Source organism: Curvibacter fontanus (assembly GCF_054780335.1).
On sequence record NZ_BAAGWN010000047.1, the window covers coordinates 153,811 to 176,103 of the forward strand.

The 22,293-nt window shown below is 62.7% G+C and carries 20 protein-coding genes; all 20 read right to left on the reverse strand.

Features of this window, described 5'->3' with window-relative positions; genetic code table 11:
* Position 1 precedes the first annotated feature (1 nt).
* The 20 genes from ACYVH8_RS17700 to ACYVH8_RS17795 all read right to left on the reverse strand — a co-directional run bounded on the left by ACYVH8_RS17700 (position 2) and on the right by ACYVH8_RS17795 (position 22,221).
* Positions 2–652, reverse strand: a complete 651-nt coding sequence (locus ACYVH8_RS17700; protein WP_460490132.1) for an MlaC/ttg2D family ABC transporter substrate-binding protein — start codon at positions 650–652, stop codon at positions 2–4.
* Between the two features lie 91 nt (positions 653–743).
* Positions 744–1,523, reverse strand: a complete 780-nt coding sequence (locus tag ACYVH8_RS17705) for an MlaA family lipoprotein (protein WP_460490133.1) — start codon at positions 1,521–1,523, stop codon at positions 744–746.
* Positions 1,520–2,002 carry an outer membrane lipid asymmetry maintenance protein MlaD gene (mlaD, locus tag ACYVH8_RS17710; protein ID WP_460490134.1) on the reverse strand — a complete coding sequence of 161 codons (483 nt, stop codon included), beginning with the start codon at positions 2,000–2,002 and terminating at the stop codon, positions 1,520–1,522. Before mlaD ends, ACYVH8_RS17705 begins: the two co-directional genes overlap by 4 nt.
* Positions 2,003–2,012: 10 nt before the next feature.
* Positions 2,013–2,795, reverse strand: a complete 783-nt coding sequence (mlaE, locus tag ACYVH8_RS17715; protein ID WP_460490135.1) for a lipid asymmetry maintenance ABC transporter permease subunit MlaE — start codon at positions 2,793–2,795, stop codon at positions 2,013–2,015.
* Positions 2,792–3,607, reverse strand: a complete 816-nt coding sequence (locus ACYVH8_RS17720) for an ABC transporter ATP-binding protein (RefSeq protein WP_460490136.1) — start codon at positions 3,605–3,607, stop codon at positions 2,792–2,794. The genes mlaE and ACYVH8_RS17720 overlap by 4 nt, the downstream gene beginning before the upstream one ends.
* Before the next feature lie 184 nt (positions 3,608–3,791).
* Positions 3,792–5,258 carry a glutamate synthase subunit beta gene (locus ACYVH8_RS17725; RefSeq protein ID WP_460490137.1) on the reverse strand — a complete coding sequence of 489 codons (1,467 nt, stop codon included), beginning with the start codon at positions 5,256–5,258 and terminating at the stop codon, positions 3,792–3,794.
* 23 nt (positions 5,259–5,281) lie between these two features.
* On the reverse strand, positions 5,282–10,051 hold the full coding sequence (locus ACYVH8_RS17730) for a glutamate synthase-related protein (RefSeq protein ID WP_460490138.1): 4,770 nt from the start codon (positions 10,049–10,051) through the stop codon (positions 5,282–5,284).
* 177 nt (positions 10,052–10,228) lie between these two features.
* Entirely contained in the window at positions 10,229–10,930 is a 702-nt protein-coding gene (locus ACYVH8_RS17735; protein WP_460490139.1) for a transposase, read from the reverse strand.
* 50 nt (positions 10,931–10,980) lie between these two features.
* Positions 10,981–11,439, reverse strand: a complete 459-nt coding sequence (locus ACYVH8_RS17740; RefSeq protein ID WP_460490140.1) for an outer membrane lipoprotein — start codon at positions 11,437–11,439, stop codon at positions 10,981–10,983.
* 50 nt (positions 11,440–11,489) lie between these two features.
* A complete protein-coding gene (locus ACYVH8_RS17745; RefSeq protein WP_460490141.1) occupies positions 11,490–12,434 on the reverse strand; it encodes a class I SAM-dependent methyltransferase in 945 nt (314 codons plus the stop codon).
* Positions 12,431–13,051 carry a DUF1415 domain-containing protein gene (locus ACYVH8_RS17750; RefSeq protein ID WP_460490142.1) on the reverse strand — a complete coding sequence of 207 codons (621 nt, stop codon included), beginning with the start codon at positions 13,049–13,051 and terminating at the stop codon, positions 12,431–12,433. The genes ACYVH8_RS17745 and ACYVH8_RS17750 overlap by 4 nt, the downstream gene beginning before the upstream one ends.
* Positions 13,048–14,265 (reverse strand): MFS transporter, encoded by a 1,218-nt coding sequence (locus tag ACYVH8_RS17755; protein ID WP_460490143.1) that lies wholly within the window; start codon positions 14,263–14,265, stop codon positions 13,048–13,050. The genes ACYVH8_RS17750 and ACYVH8_RS17755 overlap by 4 nt, the downstream gene beginning before the upstream one ends.
* The gene (locus tag ACYVH8_RS17760; RefSeq protein WP_460490144.1) at positions 14,262–15,434 is read right to left on the reverse strand and encodes a deoxyguanosinetriphosphate triphosphohydrolase; all 1,173 of its coding nucleotides are present in this window, start codon (positions 15,432–15,434) and stop codon (positions 14,262–14,264) included. The genes ACYVH8_RS17755 and ACYVH8_RS17760 overlap by 4 nt, the downstream gene beginning before the upstream one ends.
* Positions 15,412–16,542: a 3-dehydroquinate synthase gene (gene aroB / locus ACYVH8_RS17765; protein ID WP_460490145.1), complete on the reverse strand. Its 1,131-nt coding sequence runs from the start codon at positions 16,540–16,542 to the stop codon at positions 15,412–15,414. The genes ACYVH8_RS17760 and aroB overlap by 23 nt, the downstream gene beginning before the upstream one ends.
* 53 nt (positions 16,543–16,595) lie before the next feature.
* Positions 16,596–17,117, reverse strand: a complete 522-nt coding sequence (locus ACYVH8_RS17770) for a shikimate kinase (RefSeq protein ID WP_460490146.1) — start codon at positions 17,115–17,117, stop codon at positions 16,596–16,598.
* Between the two features lie 22 nt (positions 17,118–17,139).
* A complete protein-coding gene (pilQ, locus tag ACYVH8_RS17775; RefSeq protein ID WP_460490147.1) occupies positions 17,140–19,275 on the reverse strand; it encodes a type IV pilus secretin PilQ in 2,136 nt (711 codons plus the stop codon).
* The gene (locus ACYVH8_RS17780) at positions 19,272–19,808 is read right to left on the reverse strand and encodes a pilus assembly protein PilP (protein ID WP_460490174.1); all 537 of its coding nucleotides are present in this window, start codon (positions 19,806–19,808) and stop codon (positions 19,272–19,274) included. The genes pilQ and ACYVH8_RS17780 overlap by 4 nt, the downstream gene beginning before the upstream one ends.
* A gap of 5 nt (positions 19,809–19,813) precedes the next feature.
* Entirely contained in the window at positions 19,814–20,482 is a 669-nt protein-coding gene (locus ACYVH8_RS17785) for a type IV pilus inner membrane component PilO (RefSeq protein ID WP_460490148.1), read from the reverse strand.
* A 12-nt stretch (positions 20,483–20,494) separates the two neighbouring features.
* Positions 20,495–21,145 (reverse strand): PilN domain-containing protein, encoded by a 651-nt coding sequence (locus ACYVH8_RS17790; RefSeq protein ID WP_460490149.1) that lies wholly within the window; start codon positions 21,143–21,145, stop codon positions 20,495–20,497.
* A complete protein-coding gene (locus ACYVH8_RS17795; RefSeq protein ID WP_460490150.1) occupies positions 21,142–22,221 on the reverse strand; it encodes a pilus assembly protein PilM in 1,080 nt (359 codons plus the stop codon). Before ACYVH8_RS17795 ends, ACYVH8_RS17790 begins: the two co-directional genes overlap by 4 nt.
* Between the last annotated feature and the right edge of the window lie 72 nt (positions 22,222–22,293).

Below are 22,293 nucleotides of genomic sequence, written 5' to 3' on the forward strand. Positions count from 1 at the left end.
GTCAGGCTTTCTTGGCGTTGGCCTTGTTGCGCTCGACCAGCGAAGCGATCAGGCCGTCGATGCCCTTGGTGTTGACTTCCTGGGCAAACTGGCTGCGGTAGGTCTCCACCAGCCAGACGCCCATGACATTGAGGTTGTAGATCTTCCAGCCCTTGCCCTCTCCGGGTGTTTTCTCCAGACGGTAGTCGAGCTGCACGGGCTCAGGATTGCCCTTGCCCCTGACTTCCGTGCGCACCACGACCTCCTTGTCCTCGGGCGCGGCCCGCAGGGGCTTGAGCGACACGCTCATGTCGTTGACCTGCGACAGGGCGCCGGCATAGGTGCGCACCAGCAGGATCTTGTACTCCTCCTGCAGGCGCTTCTTCTGCTCGGGCGTGGCCTGGCGCCAGCCAGGACCGACCGAGGCGGCCGTCATGCGCTGGAAGTTCACATTGGGCATGATCTTGGTATCGACCAGGGTGATCAGGCGCGAGATGTCACCGCTCTTGATGGCCGTGTCGGCCTTGATGCTGTCGAGCACCTCGGTGGACAGCTTATGGATCATGACGTCGGCGTCTTCGTCCGCCGCCCAGACGGGCGTGAAGGCCTGGACCAGGATGACGGCCGCACCGGCACAGGCGGCCAGCAGGCGATGGAAAACTCGTCTTTGCATGGTGTAACTCTCCAGAACACAGCGGATGCGCCGGCAGGACGCCGACCCATCCTTAACGTCCGCCGGCTCATGTAAGCCGACAGGCAAGTACTCACTTGGCGGTTTCGTCCTTGTCGGGCTCGATATCTTCCACCATCGGCTCCTCCGGCGGGTTCCCGTCATACACGAGATTGCGCCGGCGCTGCAGATAGACATCGCGCAGCAAAGTATATTTGTCCAGCGCAGCCCCTTCAAGCAGGCCTTCCTGCTTGAGCAGGCGTGCTCGCTGGTGCACCGCGCGCAGCCCGATCAGCGTGTTGCGCACCGGCACATCCTCGACATGGGTCACGAGGTCGCCACGCCAATCCGCCGGCAAGGCGGCAGTGTCGCGCAGGGTGGACGGGCCCAGCAAGGGCAGCATGACGTAGGGGCCTGCCCCCACCCCCCAATAGCCCAGGGTCTGTCCGAAATCTTCGTTGTGGCGCGGGATCTGCATCTCGCTGGCCACGTCCAGAACGCCGCCCAGACCCATGAAGGTGTTGACCCAGAAACGCGTGAAACTCTCACCCGCCGCCTGCCCCTTGAGCTGCAGGACACTGTTGAGCGTGGTCCAGGCATCCTCGAGGTTGGCAAAGAAGTTGCCTATGCCCCTGCGCAGCAGTTCGGGCGTGGACTCCTGGTACACCGTGGCCACCGGCTTGAGCACGTTTCGGTCCAGCGCATCGTTGAACTTGTAGACGCCCCGGTTCCAGGGTTCGAGCGGGTCAGCAGGATTGGCCTGCGGACCGGTGGCACAAGCGGTCAGCAGCAGGCCCAGAACCAAGGGCAGCAGGCGCAAGCGCCAGGACTGCCAAGCCGGTCGGCCCAGACGCGAACAATCCGGCAAGGTCATTTCTTGGCCGCGTTCGGCCCAGCGCCTTCAGCCGACTTGTTGTAGATGAACTGGCCAATGAGGTTCTCCAGCACCACAGCCGACTGGGTCGAGGTGATGACATCGCCGTTGCCCAGATTATTGTCCAGCGCGCCGGCCTCGATGCCCACGTACTGCTCGCCCAGCAGCCCGCTGGTCAGGATCTTGAGCGAACTGTCCTTGGGAAACTTGTAGCGCGTCTCCAGCGCCAGGATGACGCGGGCCTGGAAGGTCCTGTCGTCGAAGGTGATGGATTCGACCCGGCCGATCACCACGCCGGCGCTGCGCACCGCCGACCGGGGCTTGAGCCCGCCGATATTGTCGAAGCGGGCCTCGATGCGGTAGGTCGACTGGAAACTCAGGTTGAGCAGATTGGCCGCCTGCAGTGCCATGAACAGAATGGCCAGGCCCCCGATCAGTACGAACAGGCCGACCCACAGATCATTTTTTGAGCGTTGCACCACACTCTCCTCAAATGCTAAACATCATGGCGGTCAGGATGAAATCCAGACCCAGAACCGACAGCGAAGCCATCACGACCGTGCGCGTGGTGGCCGACGACACCCCTTCCGGGGTAGGCTGGGCTTCGTAACCCTGCAGGAGGGCGATGAAGGTCACCGTGAAACCGAACACGATGCTCTTGACGACGCCGTTGCCCACGTCTTTCCAGACATCCACACCGCCCTGCATCTGGCTCCAGAATGCGCCGCCATCGATGCCGATCATGACGACCCCCACCAGCCAGCCACCGAGGATGCCCACGGCGCTGAACACCGCCGCCAGCAGGGGCATGGTGATCACACCGCCCCAGAAACGCGGCGCCAGGATGCGACGCACGGGGTCCACCGCCATCATCTCCATGGCGCTGAGCTGCTCACCTGCCTTCATCAGCCCAATCTCGGCCGTGAGCGAGGTGCCGGCCCGCCCGGCAAACAGCAGGGCCGCGACCACGGGACCGAGCTCGCGCACCAGACTGAGCGCCACCAGCAGGCCCAGCGCCTCGGAGGAGCCATAGCGCTGCAGCGTGTAATAACCCTGCAGGCCCAGCACGAAGCCCACGAACAGGCCCGAAACCACGATGATGGCCAGGGAATAGTTGCCCAGGAAATGGATCTGGTCGCGCACCAGGCCAAAGCGCTTGAAAGTCGCGCCGGCGAGCCGCATCAGGCGCAGGAAGAGTTGCGTGGCGTAACCGATGTTCGCCAGCTTGCGGCGCACGGCGTAGCCCACGTCGGAGGGGCGCCACCAGCTCATGGCAACTCCCCTGCGAAATCCTGCTCGATGCTGGGGCCGGGGTAATGGAAATGCACCGGTCCTTCGGCCTGGGCCTGCACGAACTGCTGCACCAGGGGGTCGGTGGAACGCCTGACTTCCTCTGGCGTGCCCTGGGCCGCAATCCCGCCGTTGGCCAGGATCACCACCTGGTCGGCGATCTGGAAGGTCTCCTCCAGGTCGTGCGAGACGACGATGCTGGTGATGCCCAGGCTGTCGTTGAGGCGACGGATGAGCTGGGCCGCGGTGCCCAGGGAAATCGGGTCGAGTCCGGCGAAGGGTTCGTCGTACATGACCAGTTCGGGGTCGAGCACGATGGAGCGGGCCAATGCCACGCGGCGCGCCATGCCGCCGGACACCTCGCTGGGCATCAGGTCGCGCGCACCGCGCAGGCCCACGGCATTGAGTTTCATCAGGACGACATCACGCACCAGCTCTTCGGTCAGGTCGGTGTGCTCGCGCAGGGGGAAAGCCACGTTTTCGAAGACATTGAGATCGGCAAACAGGGCGCCGAACTGGAACAGCATGCCCATGCGGCGTCGCGCCTGGTAAAGCTGCTGCGGGTCCATGCGGGTCACGTCATCGCCATCGAACAGCACCTCGCCCTGCTGGGCCCGGTTCTGCCCGCCGATCAGGCGCAGCACGGTGGTCTTGCCACCACCGGAAGCGCCCATCAACGCGGTGACCTTGCCGCGCGGCACGCTCAGGCTGACCTTGTCAAGAATGACACGGTCACCGTAGCCAAACGTGACGTTACGCAGCTCGACCAGTGAGGTATCTGATGATGCAGCCATAAAAATGCAAAAGCCGGCGTGCTCCGGCTTTTGCATCATACGGCATAGTGCCGGGTCAGCGCGGCAGGGTGCTGGACCCCATGAGGAATTCGTCAAGCGCACGCGCAGCCTGACGGCCCTCGCGCATGGCGGGCGGCCAGCCCGCCATTCCTGTTGCGCCCATCGGGCGATTCGGGAAGGCCGCCTAGCGCGGAAGGGTGCTGCTACCCATCAGAAACTCATCGACGGCCCGGGCAGCCTGGCGGCCTTCCCGAATCGCCCACACCACCAGGCTCTGGCCGCGGCGGATGTCGCCAGCGGCAAAGACCTTGGGTGTACTGGTGACGTAACCACCCTGGAAGTCCGTGCTGGCCTTGGCATTGCCGCGACCATCCTTGCCCACGCCAAAGGCGTCCAGGACCGTGGCCACCGGGCTGACGAAGCCCATGGCCAGCAGCACCAGATCGGCCTTGTATTCCTTCTCGGTGCCGGGGATCTCGACGAACTTGCCGTCCTTGAACTCGACGTGCACGGTCTTGAGACCCGTGACCTTGCCGTTCTTGCCGATGAATTCCTTGGTGGAGACAGCAAACTCGCGCGCACAGCCTTCTTCATGGCTCGAACTGGTGCGCAGCTTCAGCGGCCAGTAGGGCCAGACCAGGGGTTTGTTCTCCTCCTCGGGCGGCTGCGGCATCACCTCGAACTGGGTCACGCTGGCCGCGCCATGGCGGTTGCTGGTGCCCACACAGTCGGAGCCCGTGTCGCCGCCACCAATCACGATGACGTGCTTGCCGTCGGCGCGAATCTGGTCCTTGATCTTGCCGCCGGCGTTGATGCGGTTCTGCATCGGCAGGAACTCCATGGCGAAATGAATGCCATCGAGGTCACGGCCAGGCACCGGCAAATCCCGCGACTGCTCGGCGCCGCCGGCCAGCACGACCGCGTCGAACTCTTTCTGCAGCTGCGCGGGGCTGACCGTTTCCTTGGCCCAGTTGGTGACCTTGGAGTCCTTGGGCAGTTCACCGACCATGACGTTGGTCTTGAACACCACGCCCTCCGCTTCCATCTGCTTCACACGCCGGTCGATGTGCGACTTGTCGAACTTGAAGTCCGGAATGCCGAAGCGCAGCAGGCCGCCGATGGTGTCGTTCTTCTCGAACACGGTCACGGCATGGCCGGCCCGCGCCAGCTGCTGGGCCGCGGCCATGCCGGCCGGGCCGGAGCCAACCACGGCTACTCGTTTGCCGGTTTTCACGGCGGCGGGCTGCGGCTGGACCCAGCCCTGCTCCCAGGCCTTGTCGATGATGGCGTGCTCGATGGACTTGATGCCCACCGCATCGTCATTGATGTTCAGGGTGCAGGCCGCCTCGCAGGGCGCCGGGCAGACGCGGCCCGTGAAGTCCGGGAAGTTGTTCGTGGAATGCAGCACCTCGATCGCGTTCTTCCAGTCGCCCTGGTAGACGAGGTCGTTGAAGTCCGGAATGATGTTGTTGACCGGGCAACCGCTGTTGCAGAAAGGCGTTCCGCAATCCATGCAGCGCGCGCCCTGCACCCTGGCCTGCTCATCGCTCAGGCCGATCACGAATTCCTTGTAGTTCTTGACGCGCTGCGTGACGGGTGCATAACCCTCCTCGACACGCTCGTACTCCATGAAGCCGGTGACTTTACCCATGATGTATTCCTTCGTCCTTCTTCTTACTTCGCCGGAGCGGTTTCTTTCTTGGCAGCGGTCTTGGCCGGAGCCGCGGCAGCCTTCCTGGCGTTGATCTCGCCCAGGGCGCGCTTGTACTCGTTAGGGAAGACCTTGACGAACTTGGCACGGGCCTCGTTCCAGTGGTCCAGCAGTTCGCGCGCGCGCTTGCTGCCGGTCCAGCGGTGGTGGTCTTCCAGCAACTTCTTGAGCTGGGCCTCGTCGGTCTGATCACGGTGCCAGATGGTGCGCGGGATATTCTTTTCCTGCTCGGCAGCCGGCAGCACCTTGTCCAGCGACACCATGGCGGTGTTGCAGCGCGCGGCGAACTGTCCGTCCTCGTCGTAGACGTAGGCCAGGCCGCCGCTCATGCCGGCGGCGAAGTTGCGACCGGTCTTGCCCAGCACAGCCACGGTGCCGCCCGTCATGTACTCGCAGCCATGGTCACCCGTTCCTTCGACCACGGCGTTGGCGCCCGAGAGGCGCACGGCAAAACGCTCGCCGGCCACGCCGCTGAAGAAGGCCTCGCCGCTGGTGGCGCCGTACATCACGGTGTTGCCGACAATGATGTTGCGGGTGGACTCACCACGGAAATCGATGCTCGGTCGCACCACGATGCGGCCACCCGACAGGCCCTTGCCGGTGTAGTCGTTGGCGTCACCGATCAGGTACAGGGTGATGCCACGCGCCAGGAAAGCGCCGAAGGACTGCCCCCCCGTGCCTTCGAGCTGGATGCGCAGGGTGTCGTCCGTCAGGCCTTCCGGGTGCACCTTGGTCAGCGCGCCCGAGAGCATGGCACCGACCGAACGGTTGACGTTGCGCACCACTTCCATGAACTGGACCTTCTCGCCCTTGTCGATGGCGGCCCTGGATTTTTCGATCAGCACGCGGTCCAGGCTCTTCTCCAGGCCATGCTCCTGCTCGGCCACATGGAAGCGGGGCACGCCAGCCGGCACGACGGGCATGGCGAACAGGCGGCTGAAGTCCAGGCCACGGGCCTTCCAGTGCTCGATACCCTTGCGCACGTCCAGCAGGTCGGCCCGGCCGATCATGTCGTCGAACCTGCGGATGCCCAGCTGGGCCATGATCTGGCGCACTTCCTCGGCGATGAAGAAGAAGAAGTTCACCACGTGCTCGGGCTTGCCCGAGAACTTCTTGCGCAGCACCGGGTCCTGCGTGGCCACGCCGACCGGGCAGGTGTTCAGGTGGCACTTGCGCATCATGATGCAGCCCTCGACCACCAGCGGTGCGGTGGCGAAGCCGAACTCATCAGCCCCCAGCAGCGCGCCGATGGCGACGTCACGGCCGGTTTTCATCTGACCGTCGGCCTGCACGCGGATGCGGCCGCGCAGGCGGTTGAGCACCAGGGTCTGCTGGGTCTCGGCCAGGCCGATCTCCCAGGGGCTGCCCGCGTGCTTGATGGAGGACCAGGGCGAGGCGCCCGTGCCGCCGTCATGGCCGGCGATCACCACGTGGTCGCTCTTGCACTTGGCCACGCCCGCAGCGATGGTGCCCACACCGATCTCGGACACCAGCTTGACGCTGACGCTGGCGTGCGGCGCCACGTTCTTCAGGTCGTGGATCAGCTGGGCGAGGTCTTCGATGGAGTAGATGTCGTGGTGCGGCGGCGGCGAGATCAGGCCCACACCGGGCACGGAATAACGCAGTTTGCCGATGTAGTCCGACACTTTGCCACCCGGCAACTGGCCCCCTTCGCCCGGCTTGGCGCCCTGAGCCATCTTGATCTGGATCTGGTCCGAGCTGGACAGGTACTCGGCCGTGACGCCGAAACGGCCCGAGGCCACCTGCTTGATCTTGGAACGCAAGGAGTCGCCGTCCTGCAGCGGCAGGTCGACTTCCACTTGCGATTCGCCGATCACGCTTTTGAGGGTCTCGCCCTTCTTGATCGGAATGCCCTTGAGTTCCTGACGGTAACGCGCCGGGTCCTCGCCGCCTTCACCCGTGTTGCTCTTGCCGCCGATGCGGTTCATGGCCACGGCCAGCGTGGCATGCGCCTCGGTGGAGATGGAACCCAGGGACATGGCGCCCGTGGCGAAACGTTTCACGATCTCGGTGGCCGCCTCGACTTCCTCGACGGGGATCGCCTTGGCCGGATCGATCTTGAACTCGAACAGGCCGCGCAGTGTCATGTGGCGCATGCTCTGGTCGTTGATGATCTGAGCGTATTCCTTGTAGGTGCTGAAGTTGTTGGCGCGCGTGCTGTGCTGCAGCTTGGCGATCGCGTCGGGCGTCCACATATGCTCTTCGCCGCGGCTGCGCCAGGCGTACTCACCGCCAGCGTCCAGCATCGTGGCCATCACCGGATCGCTGCCGTAAGCGGCCTTGTGCATGCGCAGGGCTTCTTCGGCCATTTCGAACACGCCGATGCCGCCCACGCGGCTGGGCGTACCGGTGAAGTATTTCTCGATGGTCTCGTTGTTGACGCCGATGGCTTCGAACAGCTGGGCGCCGCAGTAGCTCATATAGGTCGACACGCCCATCTTGGACATGATCTTGGACAGGCCCTTGCCGATCGCCTTGACGTAGTTGTAGATGGCCTTGTCGGCGCTCAAGGCGCCCGGCAGGTCCTTGTGCATCGCGACCAGGGTCTCCATGGCCAGGTAGGGGTGCACGGCCTCGGCGCCGTAACCCGCCAACACGGCGAAGTGGTGCACCTCGCGCGCCGTACCGGTTTCGACCACCAGGCCGGCGGACGTGCGCAGGCCCTCGCGCACGAGGTGCTGGTGGATGGCGGACAGCGCCAGCAGCGCGGGGATGGCCACCTGGGTGGCGCTGACGGCGCTGTCGCTGACGATCAGGATGTTCCGACCGCCCTTGATGGCGTCCACGGCCTCGGCGCACAGCGAGGCCAGCTTGGCCTCCACACCCTCACGGCCCCAGACCAGCGGATAGGTGATGTCCAGCGTGTAGCTGCGGAACTTGCCCTGTGTGGTGGTTTCGATATTGCGCAGCTTGGCCATGTCGGTGAAGTCCAGAACGGGCTGGCTCACCTCGAGGCGCATGGGCGGGTTGATCTGGTTGATGTCCAGCAGGTTCGGCTTGGGACCGATGAAGGACACCAGCGACATCACGATGGCCTCGCGGATCGGATCGATCGGCGGGTTGGTCACCTGGGCGAACAGCTGCTTGAAGTAGTTGTACAGCGGCTTGTTCTTGTCCGACAGCACGGCCAGCGGGCTGTCGTTGCCCATGGAGCCGATGCCTTCCTCGCCGTTCACGGCCATGGGGGCCATCAGGAACTTGATGTCTTCCTGTGTCATGCCGAAGGCCTGCTGGCGATCCAGCAAGGTGGGCGCCACGTGCTCCAGGCCCAGGGCCGCCGACTCCGCAACTGCGCCCTTCACCGTGCTCTCACCCTCGCCGGCCACCGGCTGAACCACATCGTCCAGACGGATGCGCAGGTTCTCGATCCACTGCTTGTAAGGCTTGCTGTTGGCGAGGTTGGACTTGAGCTCCTCGTCGTCGATCATGCGGCCCTGTTCCAGGTCGATCAGGAACATCTTGCCGGGCTGCAGGCGCCACTTGCGCACGATCTTGTTCTCGGGCACCGGCAGCACGCCGGACTCGGAGCCCATGATGACGAGGTCGTCGTCGGTGATGCAATACCGCGAGGGGCGCAGGCCGTTGCGGTCCAGCGTGGCGCCGATCTGGCGGCCGTCGGTGAACACGATGGAGGCCGGGCCATCCCAGGGCTCCAGCATGGCGGCGTGGTACTCGTAGAAGGCCTTGCGGCGTTCGTCCATGGTGGTGTGCTGTTCCCAGGGCTCGGGAATCATCATCATCACGGCCTGGCTGATGGGGTAACCCGCCATGGTCAGCAGCTCTAAGCAGTTGTCGAAGGTGGCGGTGTCTGACTGGCCGGCGAAGCTGATCGGGTAGAGCTTCTGCAGGTCTTCGCCCAGCACGGGCGAAGACATCACGCCTTCACGGGCCTTCATCCAGTTGTAGTTGCCCTTGACGGTGTTGATCTCGCCGTTGTGCGCGACATAGCGGTAGGGATGGGCCAGCGGCCATTCCGGGAAGGTGTTGGTGGAGAAGCGCTGGTGCACCAGGCCCAGGGCCGAGACGCAACGCTTGTCCTGCAGGTCCAGGAAGTAGGTGCCCACCTGATCGGCCAGCAGCAGGCCCTTGTAGACCACGGTGCGGCTGGACATGCTCGGCACGTAGTATTCCTTGCTGTGCTTGAGCTGCAGGTTCTGGATCGCGGCGCTGGCCGTCTTGCGGATCACGAAGAGCTTGCGCTCCAGCGCGTCCTGCACGATCACATTGCTGCCGCGGCCAATGAAGACCTGGCGCAGGATAGGCTCCTTCTCGCGCACGGTGGGCGACATGGGCATCTCGCGATTGACCGGCACGTCACGCCAGCCCAGCAGCACCTGGCCTTCGGCCTTGATGGCGCGCTCCATCTCCTGCTCGCAGGCCAGACGGGATGCGTGCTCCTTGGGCAGGAAGATCATGCCCACGCCATATTCGCCGGGCGGCGGCAGGGTCACGTCCTGCTTGACCATTTCCTCGCGGTAGAGGGCGTCAGGCAACTGAATCAGTATGCCGGCGCCATCGCCCATGAGTTTGTCGGCACCCACTGCGCCGCGGTGGTCCAGATTTTCGAGAATCTTGAGTGCACCCTGGACGATGTCATGGCTCTTGTGACCCTTGATGTGCGCCACGAAACCCACGCCACAGGCGTCATGTTCGTTGGCGCTCGAATACAAACCGTTTTCTTGGAGATGCTGGATCTCGGCAGCCGTGGTCATGGCGCACTCCTAAATTATTTCGCAGGGGTCACGAGCATAGTGCAGCGCAACATTATTTCCAAGCAAAATAATAAGGGTCAGATTCTTATTATTTCTTGATTTTTTTGTTCAACAAATAATTGGGGACATATTAATTAAAGCGACGTATCCAATCTCCCGCCTTCATTGAGCGGGAAATCAGTCAGGGCTGGTTTTGGAGGAAACAGGCCGCCCTGGACTGGCCTTGCTAAGCCGGCGCTCGGTCTTCTTCTGCAGCATGGCCATGAAATCCGGGCCGCCCAGTGCCCAGCCCCGCAGCGCCGAATCCGTCAACTCCTGCTGCAATTGCAAAGGCAGACCTTCTTGCACCAGCCGGGCATAAGCCGCCTCGCGTGCAAAAGGCGTGTTGCCGAGTTCCCAGTAAAGTGGATGCGGCGCGATCAGACGATCCACCCGCAGGCCCGCATAGTGCGCATGACTGGACCAGAAAAAATCACGCGCCTGCGCCGACAGGCCGTGGCGCACCGGATTCAGGTCGGTGTAGGCCATGCAGGCCAGCAGATAACGCTCAGCCTCGATCACGGTGGACCGGTAGCGCCCCTCCCACAGCGTGCCGCTGCGACCATGGGCGTCATTGAAGTAGCGCACATAACGGCGACCGACCGCCTGCATCAAACGCGACAGCCCCTGGTTGCTCTGAGGTGTCAGCAGCAGATGGAAGTGGTTGTCCATGAGCACGTAGGCATGGACGGCCACCTCGTTCTGCTGGGCGTGGTCCTCCAGCAAGTCCAGCATGCGCTGGTGGTCGGCATCTCTCAGGAAAATGGCTTGCCGGTTATTGCCACGCTGGATGACGTGGTGCGGATAGCCGGGGATGCTGAGTCGAGGTAGACGGGCCATGATGATGCGGAGCTACGGTCCGCATCATCATAAGTTGAATCTGTCCCCGATTACAGTTTGGGCGCCTTGGCCACGCGCACCTTGCCGCTGCTGGTGATCAGGATCACCGCGTCCCCCGGCTGGAACATTTCCTCCCCCTTGCCTTGCACCAGGGCTCGGCGCTCTCCACTCTTGAGCTGGACGAGGATTTCATAAGCCTCTTCGCGTGTGCCCGCCCGCTCGATGACATTGCCTGCCACGGCACCGGCCGCGGCCCCCAGGATGCCGATGACCTGCGCCTCGCGTTGACCGCTGCCGGAGCCGTAGCCGGCCAGGCCGCCGACCACGCCACCGGTGGCCGCACCCACGCCCGACTGGCTGCCCTCCACTGTCACCGGGCGCACTGAAAGCACGACCGCGTCCACCACGGTCGACAGGCGCTGGGCGTCGCCACGCTGGATCACGTCCGGGCTGCTGCTGGCACAGCCAGTGAGTACCAGCACCAGACCCCAAAGCCAAAGTTTCTTCATGATTCCATCCTCAAAAAAATTGTCTTATCGGCATCGACTCGGCCGCATCTTCAAGCAACGTCAGCCGGCACCGGCGGTTGACCCTCGGGCAAACGAAAGCGGCTTTGCAACAGGGCCGTCAAACCGAACGCCTCCAGGATCGCCTGCAGGCGCTGGGCCGCGGCCCGCTTGCGCTGCCCGGTATGGCGCGCAATGATGAGCTCGTTCTTGAGACTGTGTTCCCAGCCCACGAGTTCCGTCACCGTCACCTGATAACCCATGGCCTCCAGGTAAAGGCAGCGCAGGACATTGGTGATCTGGCTGCCCAGTTCACGGGTGTGCAGGGGGTGGCGCCACAGCTCGGCCAGCGGGGTGCGCGACAAGGACAAGGCCTTGCCCGAGCTCAAGGCCCGCGCCACCTCGGCCTGGCAGCAAGGCACCAACACCATGTAATGGGCCTGTTTCTGCAGGCCGAAGGCAATGGCGTCATCGGTGGCCGTGTCGCAGGCATGCAGGGCCGTGACCATGTCGATACGTGCGGGCAGTTCACCGGCCTGCATGGACTCGGCCACGCTGAGATTCAGAAAGGACATGCGCGCAAATTCCAGCCGCTGCGCGAGCTCGCGCGACTTCTGCACCAGGTCGGGCCGGGTCTCGATGCCGAAGACATGACCACCGGGGCTCTGTTTGAAGAACAGGTCGTAGATGATGAATCCCAGATAGGACTTGCCGGCACCGTGGTCGGCCAGCGTGATGCCAGCCTGAGGCGATGCACCATCCTCCCGCTGCGCTTGCAAGTCCTGCAGCAGATCCTCGATGAAATGAAAGAGGTGGTAAACCTGTTTGAGCTTGCGCCGGGAATCCTGGTTGAGCTTGCCATCGCGCGTGAGAATGTGCAGTTCCTTGAGCAGTTCGATGGATTGCCCCGGACGAATCTCAGGTGCCAAGGACGGTGCCTGCTTTGCACTCACCTGCGTCTTGCCTTGCTGGCGTTCTCCACGCGCTCCGTGTTTCATACCTCATCTCCAGTTTCACCTGCAGTCCTGCTGCTTTTGGCATGACGAACGATGCCCAGCGCATCCCAACCTGCATGCCCCAGTTGCTCCATCACCTGCATGTTCTTCTCATAGATGGCCTCGGCCTCCGGAAAGGCTTCGACAGCGCGGTCGATGCTGGCTTCGCGCAGGAGGTGCAGGGCCGGGTATGGCGCGCGATTGGTGCAGTTGGTGATGTCGTCGGCATCGGCGCCGGCAAACTGGTACTGGGGGTGGAAGCTGGCAATCTGCAACTCCCCCAACAATCCGAGTTCAACCAGGACCGCATCGGCCACCGCCAGGAAGGCATTGAAATCGAGGAAATCCTCGAAACACAGCGGCAGCACCAGCAAGGTGGTATCGCGCTGTGCAGGATCGCTCTCTTGCAGGGACAGCAGCTCGCGCACCAGATCGCTGCGCACCGCCTGCTCATCGCGTGCAGAACTCACACACCACTGGATCTGGCCCTTGATGTGCACGCTCTTGGCAAAGGGGCAGAGGTTGAGCCCGATCACGGCCTGCTCCAGCCAGTGCCGCATGTCATGCAGGACCACCTCACGCAGCTCTTGCGGCACGTCCTCCACGTGCGTCTCGCTCATGCACGGCTCCTCTGTCCAAGCTGCCTGGCCAGCGCCAGGCCGATGAGGGAACAGCCCCCGGTCACCGCCCAGGTCCAGTGCCAGCCCCCCGCGCCGCTGGCCACCCAGGCCACCAGGGGCGGCCCCGCGAACTGACCGAACGATGCCCACTGCTGCATCCAGCCGACCGTGGTGGACACCGTGCCTTCACCCGGCGCCAGCCGCACGGCCAGCGAAAACAGCGTACCCGGAATCATGCCGCCCACCATCGAGAACAACACAACGGCCACGAAACGGAGCACGGGCGGCAGGCCCAGACCCTCCGGTGACAGGGGGAAAGTCACGAAGGCCAGCCAGGTTCCCAGCCCCATGACGGCAAAACCCGCATACAGCAGGATCTGCGGCTTCACGCCACGCCCCAGCAGCCGACCCGAGGCAATATTGCCCACCATATTGACAGCTGCCACCAAGGCGGTCAGCACGGCGCTCAGCCCCCCTGCCACGCCAGCCTGCGCATAAATGGTGGGAAGAAAACCGATGACGGCCAGCCACTGGCCCGAGTACACGGCAAAACTCAGCGCCACCAGCCAGGGCCCCGGCGCCCCCAGCGTAAGACGCAGGCGATGCCCCCAGCCTGGCTGCTGCAGCGGCTGACCCTTTGTCGCTGAGGTGCGCGGCGTATCCGGCGGAACGACCTGCCAGACCCAGACAGCCATGGCCAGCGTCAGGACGGCCAGCACCCACCACCAGCTTTCCCAACCGAACAGACTGATGAACAACGGGCCGCACAAGAGGGCACTGGCGGTTCCCAAGGGCATGTAAGCCCCCCAGAGCCCCAGCATGACGCTCATGCGCTCGGGTTTGACCAGATGACGGATGAGACTGGGGGCAGGCATCGAAACCAGCAGAAAACCCAGGCCCTCCACCGCCCGCAAGACCAGCAAGGCCGGGACATCACGCGCCCAACCACCCAGCAAAGAGGCCGCCGAGAGCAGCAACAGGCCACCCAGCATGCTGCGCCTGAGCCCCAGGCCATCGGCCGTGAGCCCCGCCACCAGCCCCAGCGTCATGCCGGCCAGTTGCACCAGAGACAGCAGGAAGCCCGCCTGCACCAGGGTCACGCCCAATGCCTGCCCCAGGGCCGGCAGAGCGGGCGAGAGTTTGCCGACATGCAGGGCCGCCGCCACACCAGCGGCGATCACCACCAGGGCCGGATGCACCAGCTGACGTTTCATGACCACAGCTTCTTGCCTGTCAGACGCTCGTGCTCGCGGCTGGCAAAGCGATCCGTCATACCGGCAATGTAATCCGCAACGATGCGCAGCACAGCGTGGTCCGAATCGTGATTTTCCCGTACTGCCTGAGCACGCGCCGCATGCCCGGCCTGCATCTCTTGTGGCGTCTGCCGATAGCACTCGAACAGTTCCTGGATGACCTGTCGCGCCAGGCTGGTGGTCTGCATGACTTGCGGATGGCGGTACAGGTTCTGGAAAAGAAATTTCTTCAACAGCACCGAACGCTCGCGCATGCCCGCACTGAAACACAGCAGAGCGGGCAGTTGCCGGACCGCGTCGGCGGTCCCAGGGTTCGTGCGCGCCAGCTCGGAACGCGTTGCCTCGATCACGTCATACACCTGCGCGCTGAGCATGCGGCGTATGGTTTCGTAAAGCAGGCGCCGCCCTGCGCCAGCCTGCGCCAGACCGGGATGTTCACGCAGGGCCTGCTGGCGATGTTCCGCAAACAGGGGCACTTCCTTGAGCTGATCCGGGGTGATCAGACCCGAGCGCACGCCGTCGTCGATATCGTGCGCGTTGTAGGCGATTTCATCGGCCAGGTTGCACAGCTGGGCTTCCAGGCTGGGCTGGGCTCGTATCAGAAAGCGCAGCCCCACCCCTCCGGGTTCAACCGCTTCGATCCGCTCGGCATTCGCACGAGAGCAGTGCTTGAGGATGCCTTCGCGCGTTTCAAAGGTGAGGTTGAGGCCGTCAAAGGCCGGGTAGCGTTCCTCCAGCTGGTCGACCACCCGCAGGCTCTGCAGATTGTGTTCGAACCCACCATGTCCGGCCATGCATTCGTTCAGGGCATCCTGCCCGACATGACCATAGGGTGTGTGCCCCAGGTCATGGGCCAGGGCGATCGCTTCCACCAGATCCTCATTGAGGCCCAAGGAGCGTGCGATGGACCGCCCCAGCTGTGCCACCTCCAGCGAGTGCGTCATGCGCGTGCGAAAGAGATCGCCTTCGTGGTTCAGGAAGACCTGGGTCTTGTAGACCAGGCGACGAAAGGCGGTCGAATGGACGATGCGGTCACGGTCGCGCTGGTACTCGGTACGCGTGGGAGCCGCCTCTTCCGGATACTTCCGCCCGCGCGTACGAGCCGGATCACTGGCGTAGGCAGCAAGCATCAATGACCTCGCGCACCAATGCATCGGGCGCACCACGCACGCCGGCGCGGCCTGGTGCTTCGATCACGACAAAGCGGATCTCACCGGACTCGGCCTTCTTGTCGACACGCATCAATTCCAGATAGCGCCCGGCGTTGTCGTTCGCATCCAGTTGCGGGCCGGTCACGGGCAAGCCGGCACTGGCGATCAACTGGCTCAGACGCTGGACAAATGCCTGGTCGACCAGGCCCAGTCGTTCCGACAGGGTGGCTGCCATCACCATGCCGCAACCCACGGCCTCCCCATGCAGCCAGACGCCGTAACCCAGGCCTGCCTCGATGGCATGCCCGAAGGTATGGCCGAAGTTGAGGATGGCCCGCAGACCTGCCTCACGCTCGTCCTGCCCCACCACCCAGGCCTTGATTTCACAACTCCGCTGCACCGCGTGCGCCAGGGCCGACGGCTCCCGCGCTCGTAAGGCCTCCATGTCCTGTTCCAGCCAGGCCAGCAGCTCCATGTCCGCAATGGGCCCGTACTTGATCACCTCGGCCAGGCCTGCGCTGAGTTCGCGCTCCGGAAGGGTCTTGAGCGTGTCCAGATCACAAATCACCCGCTGCGGCTGGTAGAAGGCGCCGATCATGTTCTTACCCTGAGGGTGATTGATCGCAGTTTTACCCCCCACCGAGGAATCCACCTGGGCCAGCAAGGTCGTCGGCACCTGGACAAAGGGCACGCCCCGCATATAGCTGGCGGCAGCAAAACCGGTCATATCACCCACCACGCCACCGCCCAGGGCATACAGCACGGTTTTGCGATCACAGGCTTGGGCCAGCAAGGCGTCGAAAATCAGATTCAGGGTCGACCAGTCCTTGTGTGACTCGCCGTCGGGCAGTTCGACCACGTGGATCTGCCCGTAATGCGCCTGCAAGGCATTCTTCAGCGCCTTCACATAGAGCGGCGCTACCGTGGTGTTGCTGACGATCAGCGCCTGTGCTGCGCGGGGCAAGCCGGCATAACTGCCGGCCTGTGCCAGCAAGCCGCTGCCGATGAAAATGGGATAACTGCGCTCAGCCAGCTCGATGCGCACCTGCATCGCTGCCGGACGGGTGGAATCGGTACGTGTAGACATTCCCCGAGTTTAGGGCACGGCCCGAAGACCGGCCCCAGGTCGGACATTGCCCCTCAGTGATGGGGCACGATGCCCGCCAGCTCCAGCTGCATGACGATCATGTTGACCAGGGTGGCCACGGAGGGACGCCCTGTGTCGATGACAAAGTGCGCCGTCTCCCTGTAAAGCGGATCGCGCGCGGCATAGAGATCGCGCAGCCGTTGCATAGGATCGCTGACCTGCAAGAGTGGGCGCTGGGTGTCATGCCGCAGGCGCCTGAACAACTCTTCAGGTGTGGACTTGAGATACACCGCCTTGCCGCGCGCATGCAGATGCTCACGATTGCTCTTGCGCAGCACGGCCCCGCCGCCCGTCGACAGTACGCCGGGCTGCAGGGTCAGATCACTCAAGGCCTGCTCTTCGATGTCACGGAAGCGCTCTTCCCCTTCACGCTCGAAGAACTCGCGGATCGGACAGCCGATGCGCTGCTCGATCACCTGATCGGCATCCGTGAAAGGCAATTGCAAACGTCGGGCCAACTGGCGCCCGACGGTGGACTTGCCCGATCCGGGCAGGCCGATGAGACTGATAGACAAGAGACCGTCCTGACCCCGCTCTTCAGCGCAGGGAAGTGCGATCCGTCAAAGCCTTGGGTGTGATGAAGACCAGCATTTCCCGCTTTTCCGAACGTTTCACATTGTTGCGGAACAGGACGCCCAGTCCCGGCAGATCACCAAGGAAAGGCACCTTGGTCGTATCTTCGGTTTCCGTCTGGGTAAAGATACCTCCGATCACCACCGTGCCGCCATTTTCGACCAGGACCTGGGTCTTCACGTGCTTGGTATCGATGGCAAAACCTGCGGGTGTGGACTGGCCCACCGTATCCTTGTTGATGTCCAGCTCCAGGATCACATTGCCCTCCGGCGTGATCTGCGGTGTCACTTCCAGCATCAGATTGGCCTTGCGGAAGGCGATAGAGGTGGCGCCACTGGCCGAGGCTACTTGGTAAGGCAGCTCGGTACCCTGCTCGATCACCGCCTTGACCTTGTCGGCCGTGACGACGCGCGGGCTGGAAACCACCTTGCCTTTGCCATCGGCCTCCAAGGCGGAAATCTCCAGGTTCAAGAAGCGCGCAGCGTTCTCACCGAAGATGGAAACCGCAAAAGTGGCAGCACTGAAACCGCCCTGGCCACCCGACGGCAGGTTCACGAAGGTGCCCGATGTTGTCCCCGCCGATGCGGCACTGTAGCTGGGCCCAAATTGGATACCAGCCCCAGTCGAATCTGTGGCCGCATTCATACCACCACCCAGCCTGACACCCAAAGACTTACCAAAGGTATCGGAAGCTTCAACGATACGCGCCTCGATCAGCACCTGTCGTACAGCGATGTCCAGCTTTGAAATCAGATCCTGGACCTGCTCCAGTTTGCTACCGATATCGGTTACGAACAACTGATTGGTCCGCGGCTCAGCAATGGCGCTACCCCTGGGACTGAGGATGCGGCCGCTGGCTACACCACCAACCGCCGGGGCAGCGACGGGCCCTCCCACTACTCCCCCTGTGAGCTGCCGAGCCACGTCTACCGCTTTCGCGTAATTGAGCTGGAACGACTGCGTGCGTACGGGTTCCAGCGTCTCGAGCGCGGCATTGGCCTCACGCTCCAGCTTTTCCTTGGCAATAATCTCGTCCTTCGGCGCAATCCACAGCACATTGCCGTTCTTGCGCAGGCCCAAGCCCTTGGACTGCAAAATGATGTCCAGGGCCTGGTCCCAAGGCACGTCTTGCAAACGCAGCGTCACCGTCCCGGTCACCGAATCCGACGTCACCACGTTGAAATTGGTGAAATCGGCGATGACCTGCAACAGGGCACGGATCTCGATGTTCTGGAAATTCAACGAAAGCTTCTGTCCGTTGTAACCAGGGCCTTGGGTCAACTTCGTCGGATCGACGCGTTGGGGCTTGACCTCGACCACAAACTGATCGTCGCTCTGGTAGGCGCTGTGCTCCCAGACCCCCTTGGGCTCGATCACCAATCGGACGCGGTCACCGACCTGGAAGGCCGTCACGGTTTGCACCGGCGTTCCGAAATCGGTCACGTCGAGCTTGCGGCGCAAGCCCTCAGGCAGACTCGATTTCATGAACTCCACCACAAGCGTCTGCCCACTTTGTCGGATATCAACACCCACCTGACTATTCGGCAAAGCCACAACCACACGACCCGAGCCGCTCACGCCACGACGAAAGTCAAGATCCTTGATCGGCAGGGTTTCACGGTTCTTGGCCTCGGCAAAGGTAGGGGCTGGTGCAGTGGGCGCCGTACTTGCCGCTACAGCGTCCAGCGTAATCAGCAAGGCTTTCCCCTGCAACTCGGCCTTGTAATTCGTAGCCTGTTTCAGATTCAGCACCACGCGGGTGCGGTCCCCGGCAGGAATCAGATTGATCGAACGCAGATTGCCCTGGTTGACCTCAACCGTGGAGCGCCCCATGGCATTGCCCACACCGGGTATGTCCAGTGCAATCTTGGCCGGCGACTTGATGGAAAAACCATTCGGAACGGTCGCCAAAGGCTGGGACAAATCGATCTTGACCACCTCTGCCCCGCCCTGCAGGGAACCCGTCACGGCTTCGATGATGGGTTGCGCAGAAGCCGTCTGTGAAGTCTCCGCACCGACTGTTTGCGCCAACGCCGAAACACTCAGCATTGCCAAGACCACGGCGCCAGTCCAGCGCACCCTCATAGTGTGATTTTTCATTTGACTCTCTCCTGCAACTGCAGTGTGGCGGCACGCTCGATCCACTCCCCCACGGCGTCCTGCACGATTTCGCGCAAGGTAACTTCGGTCTCGGTGATTTTGGTCACGCGCCCATAATTCATGCCCAGGTAGTTACCCAGCCGGACTTGGTAAAGCAGCCGGTCGACCCGGATCAGGGCGGCCGGTTGCCCCTCCTGAATCAGGCTGCCGACCATGGACATGGCGTCGAGCGGGAAAGCCTCCAGGGCCTCCTTGCGTCGCGCCAGTTCCGGGGCAATCAGCGCACTCGTGATCGAGGCAGGCTGAGCCACATCGCGCTTGAGCGCGGATGTCAGTTTTTCCTTGCTGAAAGGATCGACGGTCGCCGCATCAGCGTAATTCTCGGGTTTGTACGGCTTGGGTTCAGAAATAGGCGCTACGCGCGGGCGCATCTGGTTGCGCTGCTCCAGCATCCAGGCACGCAACTCATCTTCGCTGGACGCGCCACAGCCCGCCAAAACCAGCGCCGCCATCAGCAGGGGCAAAGACCTCATCAGCCTCATTTTTTATCCCCTGCGGGCTTGCGCTGCGCGGCGATTTCATCCTTGTCGAGGTAACGGAAGGTTTTGGCCGTTGCATCCATGGCCAGCGTCGTTCCGCCGGCTACCGGCACTACCGTCAGATTGTTCAACGTCACAATGCGTGACAGATGCGCGATGTCGGAGGTAAATGAAGCCATGTCATGAAAGCGACCGGTCACCCTGATGGAAATCGGCAGCTCTGCGTAATAGTCGCGGATCACCACCGAGCCGGGCCTGAAGAGGTCAAACTGCAAGCTGCGTCCCAGACCGGCCTGGTTGATATCGGACAGCAGCGCATCCATTTCCGCCTTGCTGGGCAACTGCTTTTCCAGCTGCGTCACATACTGCAGAACCTGCTCACGCTGCTTGCGCAAAGCGTCCAGGTTGATGGCCTTGGCCAATTTGGTTTTGTATTCCTCGCGCAGCTTCACTTCTTTTTCACGCGCCTGGGTCAGGACATCGTCCTCACCGCTGAGCCAGAGGAACCAGAGCAACACGACCACCGCAACGGCGATCGCCAGAAACAGGCCATAACGCGGCAGGGCCGGCCAGGCAAGCGGATTGCGCGGATCAAGATTGCTGAACTGGGACTGCAGCGTTTGCTTGAGTTGCGCGAGTTTCAGGTTGGGGGAGGATGTACTTGCCATATCAATGCACCCTTACGGCTTGGCCGGCTGGGGAGCCGCTGCCGTGGGTGTCGTCACATCTGCAGTCGGCGCCGGTGCGGCAGACACCGGGGGTTTCTGAACCTCACTGGCACGCAGCATACGTACACGCACGGTGAAATTGGCCACCCGTCGCTGGTCTTTGCCAAAAGTCGCATTGGCAGCCACGATCTCGATCAATTCCGGCTTGGAGAACCAGGGGGAATGGTAGGCCAAGTTGCGCAACAGCTCCGAAACCCGCTCATTGGATTGAGCTGTTCCTTGCAAACTGATCAGCTGGTTGTCCTGGCGCATGCTGGTGATATACACCCCCTCAGGAAACTGGCGTGTCAACTCGGTCAGCAGTTGCACCGGCATATTGCGATCGGCCTGCAGGTTTTCCACCGCCTGCTGTCGCGCCCGCAAGGCGGCAATCTCCGCCTCAAGCGCAGCGATATCCTTGATCTGGTTGTCCAGCTTCTGGATCTCCTGGCCCAACATGGTGTTCAGCCCTTCCTGCGAAGAGATCTGACTCTGGAGCCACAGAAAGACGATGCCCGCGATCAGACCGCCAGCCAGGGCCGAGACCCCCAGCGAGACGTTGAAGACATCCTGTCGCTGCTTGCGCGCAGCCTCACGATGGGGCAGCAGGTTGATCAGTATCACTGCAGGAACCTCCGCATCGCCAGACCGCAAGACGTCAGATAGGAGGGCGCCTCACGGGTCATCTTCTTCAGGCGAACCCCGTCACCGATTTCCATGCCATCAAAGGGATTGACCAGGCTGCACGGGAAACTCAGCTGCTGCGTCACGGCATCGGTCAGCCCGGACAGGGCGGCCGCCCCACCCGCCAGCATGATGTAGTCCACCTTGTGGTGCGGCGTGCTGGTGAAGAAAAATTGCAAGGCGCGTCCGATTTCCTGGACCATACTTTCAATAAAGGGGCGCAACACGCTGCTTTCATAGTCCTCAGGCAACTCACCACTGCGCTTCTTGGACTCGGCCTCCTCCAGCGAAAAGCCATACTGGCGCACGATCAGCTGGGTCAGCTGGGCGCCCCCGAAAGCCTGGTCACGCTCGTACAGCACCTCGTCATCCCGGATCACCTGCATGCTGGTGGTCAACGCGCCCACCTCGAAGAGCGCCACGATGGCCCCTACCCCCTGCTCCGGCAGATTGGCGATCAGGCGCTTGGCCGCCAGGCGGGAGGCATAGGACTCCACGTCAACGATGACGGGCTTGAGGCCCGCCGATTCGGCCAGGCCCTGAATGTCCTGGACTTTTTCACGACGCGATGCCGCGATCAACACATCGATATCGCCCGCTGCAGTCGCACTCGGGCCGATGACACAGAAGTCCAGGCTCACCTCTTCCAGGGGGAACGGGATGTACTGATTGGCCTCGGCCTCCACCTGCATCTCAAGCTCGACCTCGCTCATGCCACCGGGCAGGACGATCTTCTTGGTGATCACGGCCGAAGGCGGCAGGGCCATGGCCACATTCCTGGTCCTGGTACCGCTCTTCTTGACCAGGCGGCGCACGGCTTCGGCCACTTCATCGAACTTCTCGATGTTGCCGTCGGTGATCCAGCCGCGCTCCAGCGGCTCGATCGCGCAACGATCCAGCACGTACTGGCCAGCTTTGTTCTGGCTCAACTCGACCAGCTTGACACTGGAAGAGCTGACATCCAAACCCAGCATGGGCTCAGGCTGGCGACTGAACAAGGATCCCAATGAGATCAAGAGCATCCCCTCAAAGAAACCGGCGACAAGCCGGCAAACTTATGAATTCACTTGAATGCTAGCAGTTAGGTC

Coding starts and splice junctions, on each gene's coding strand:
- mlaE (WP_460490135.1), bottom strand. CDS start 2,795: ATGAGCTGGTGGCGCCCCTCCGACGTGGGCTACGCCGTGCGCCGCAAG.
- ACYVH8_RS17700 (WP_460490132.1), bottom strand. CDS start 652: ATGCAAAGACGAGTTTTCCATCGCCTGCTGGCCGCCTGTGCCGGTGCG.
- aroB (WP_460490145.1), bottom strand. CDS start 16,542: ATGTCTACACGTACCGATTCCACCCGTCCGGCAGCGATGCAGGTGCGC.
- pilQ (WP_460490147.1), bottom strand. CDS start 19,275: ATGAAAAATCACACTATGAGGGTGCGCTGGACTGGCGCCGTGGTCTTG.
- ACYVH8_RS17705 (WP_460490133.1), bottom strand. CDS start 1,523: ATGACCTTGCCGGATTGTTCGCGTCTGGGCCGACCGGCTTGGCAGTCC.
- ACYVH8_RS17745 (WP_460490141.1), bottom strand. CDS start 12,434: ATGAAACACGGAGCGCGTGGAGAACGCCAGCAAGGCAAGACGCAGGTG.
- ACYVH8_RS17740 (WP_460490140.1), bottom strand. CDS start 11,439: ATGAAGAAACTTTGGCTTTGGGGTCTGGTGCTGGTACTCACTGGCTGT.
- ACYVH8_RS17750 (WP_460490142.1), bottom strand. CDS start 13,051: ATGAGCGAGACGCACGTGGAGGACGTGCCGCAAGAGCTGCGTGAGGTG.
- ACYVH8_RS17785 (WP_460490148.1), bottom strand. CDS start 20,482: ATGGCAAGTACATCCTCCCCCAACCTGAAACTCGCGCAACTCAAGCAA.
- ACYVH8_RS17755 (WP_460490143.1), bottom strand. CDS start 14,265: ATGAAACGTCAGCTGGTGCATCCGGCCCTGGTGGTGATCGCCGCTGGT.
- ACYVH8_RS17780 (WP_460490174.1), bottom strand. CDS start 19,808: ATGAGGTCTTTGCCCCTGCTGATGGCGGCGCTGGTTTTGGCGGGCTGT.
- ACYVH8_RS17735 (WP_460490139.1), bottom strand. CDS start 10,930: ATGGCCCGTCTACCTCGACTCAGCATCCCCGGCTATCCGCACCACGTC.
- ACYVH8_RS17730 (WP_460490138.1), bottom strand. CDS start 10,051: ATGACCACGGCTGCCGAGATCCAGCATCTCCAAGAAAACGGTTTGTAT.
- ACYVH8_RS17760 (WP_460490144.1), bottom strand. CDS start 15,434: ATGCTTGCTGCCTACGCCAGTGATCCGGCTCGTACGCGCGGGCGGAAG.
- ACYVH8_RS17725 (WP_460490137.1), bottom strand. CDS start 5,258: ATGGGTAAAGTCACCGGCTTCATGGAGTACGAGCGTGTCGAGGAGGGT.
- ACYVH8_RS17720 (WP_460490136.1), bottom strand. CDS start 3,607: ATGGCTGCATCATCAGATACCTCACTGGTCGAGCTGCGTAACGTCACG.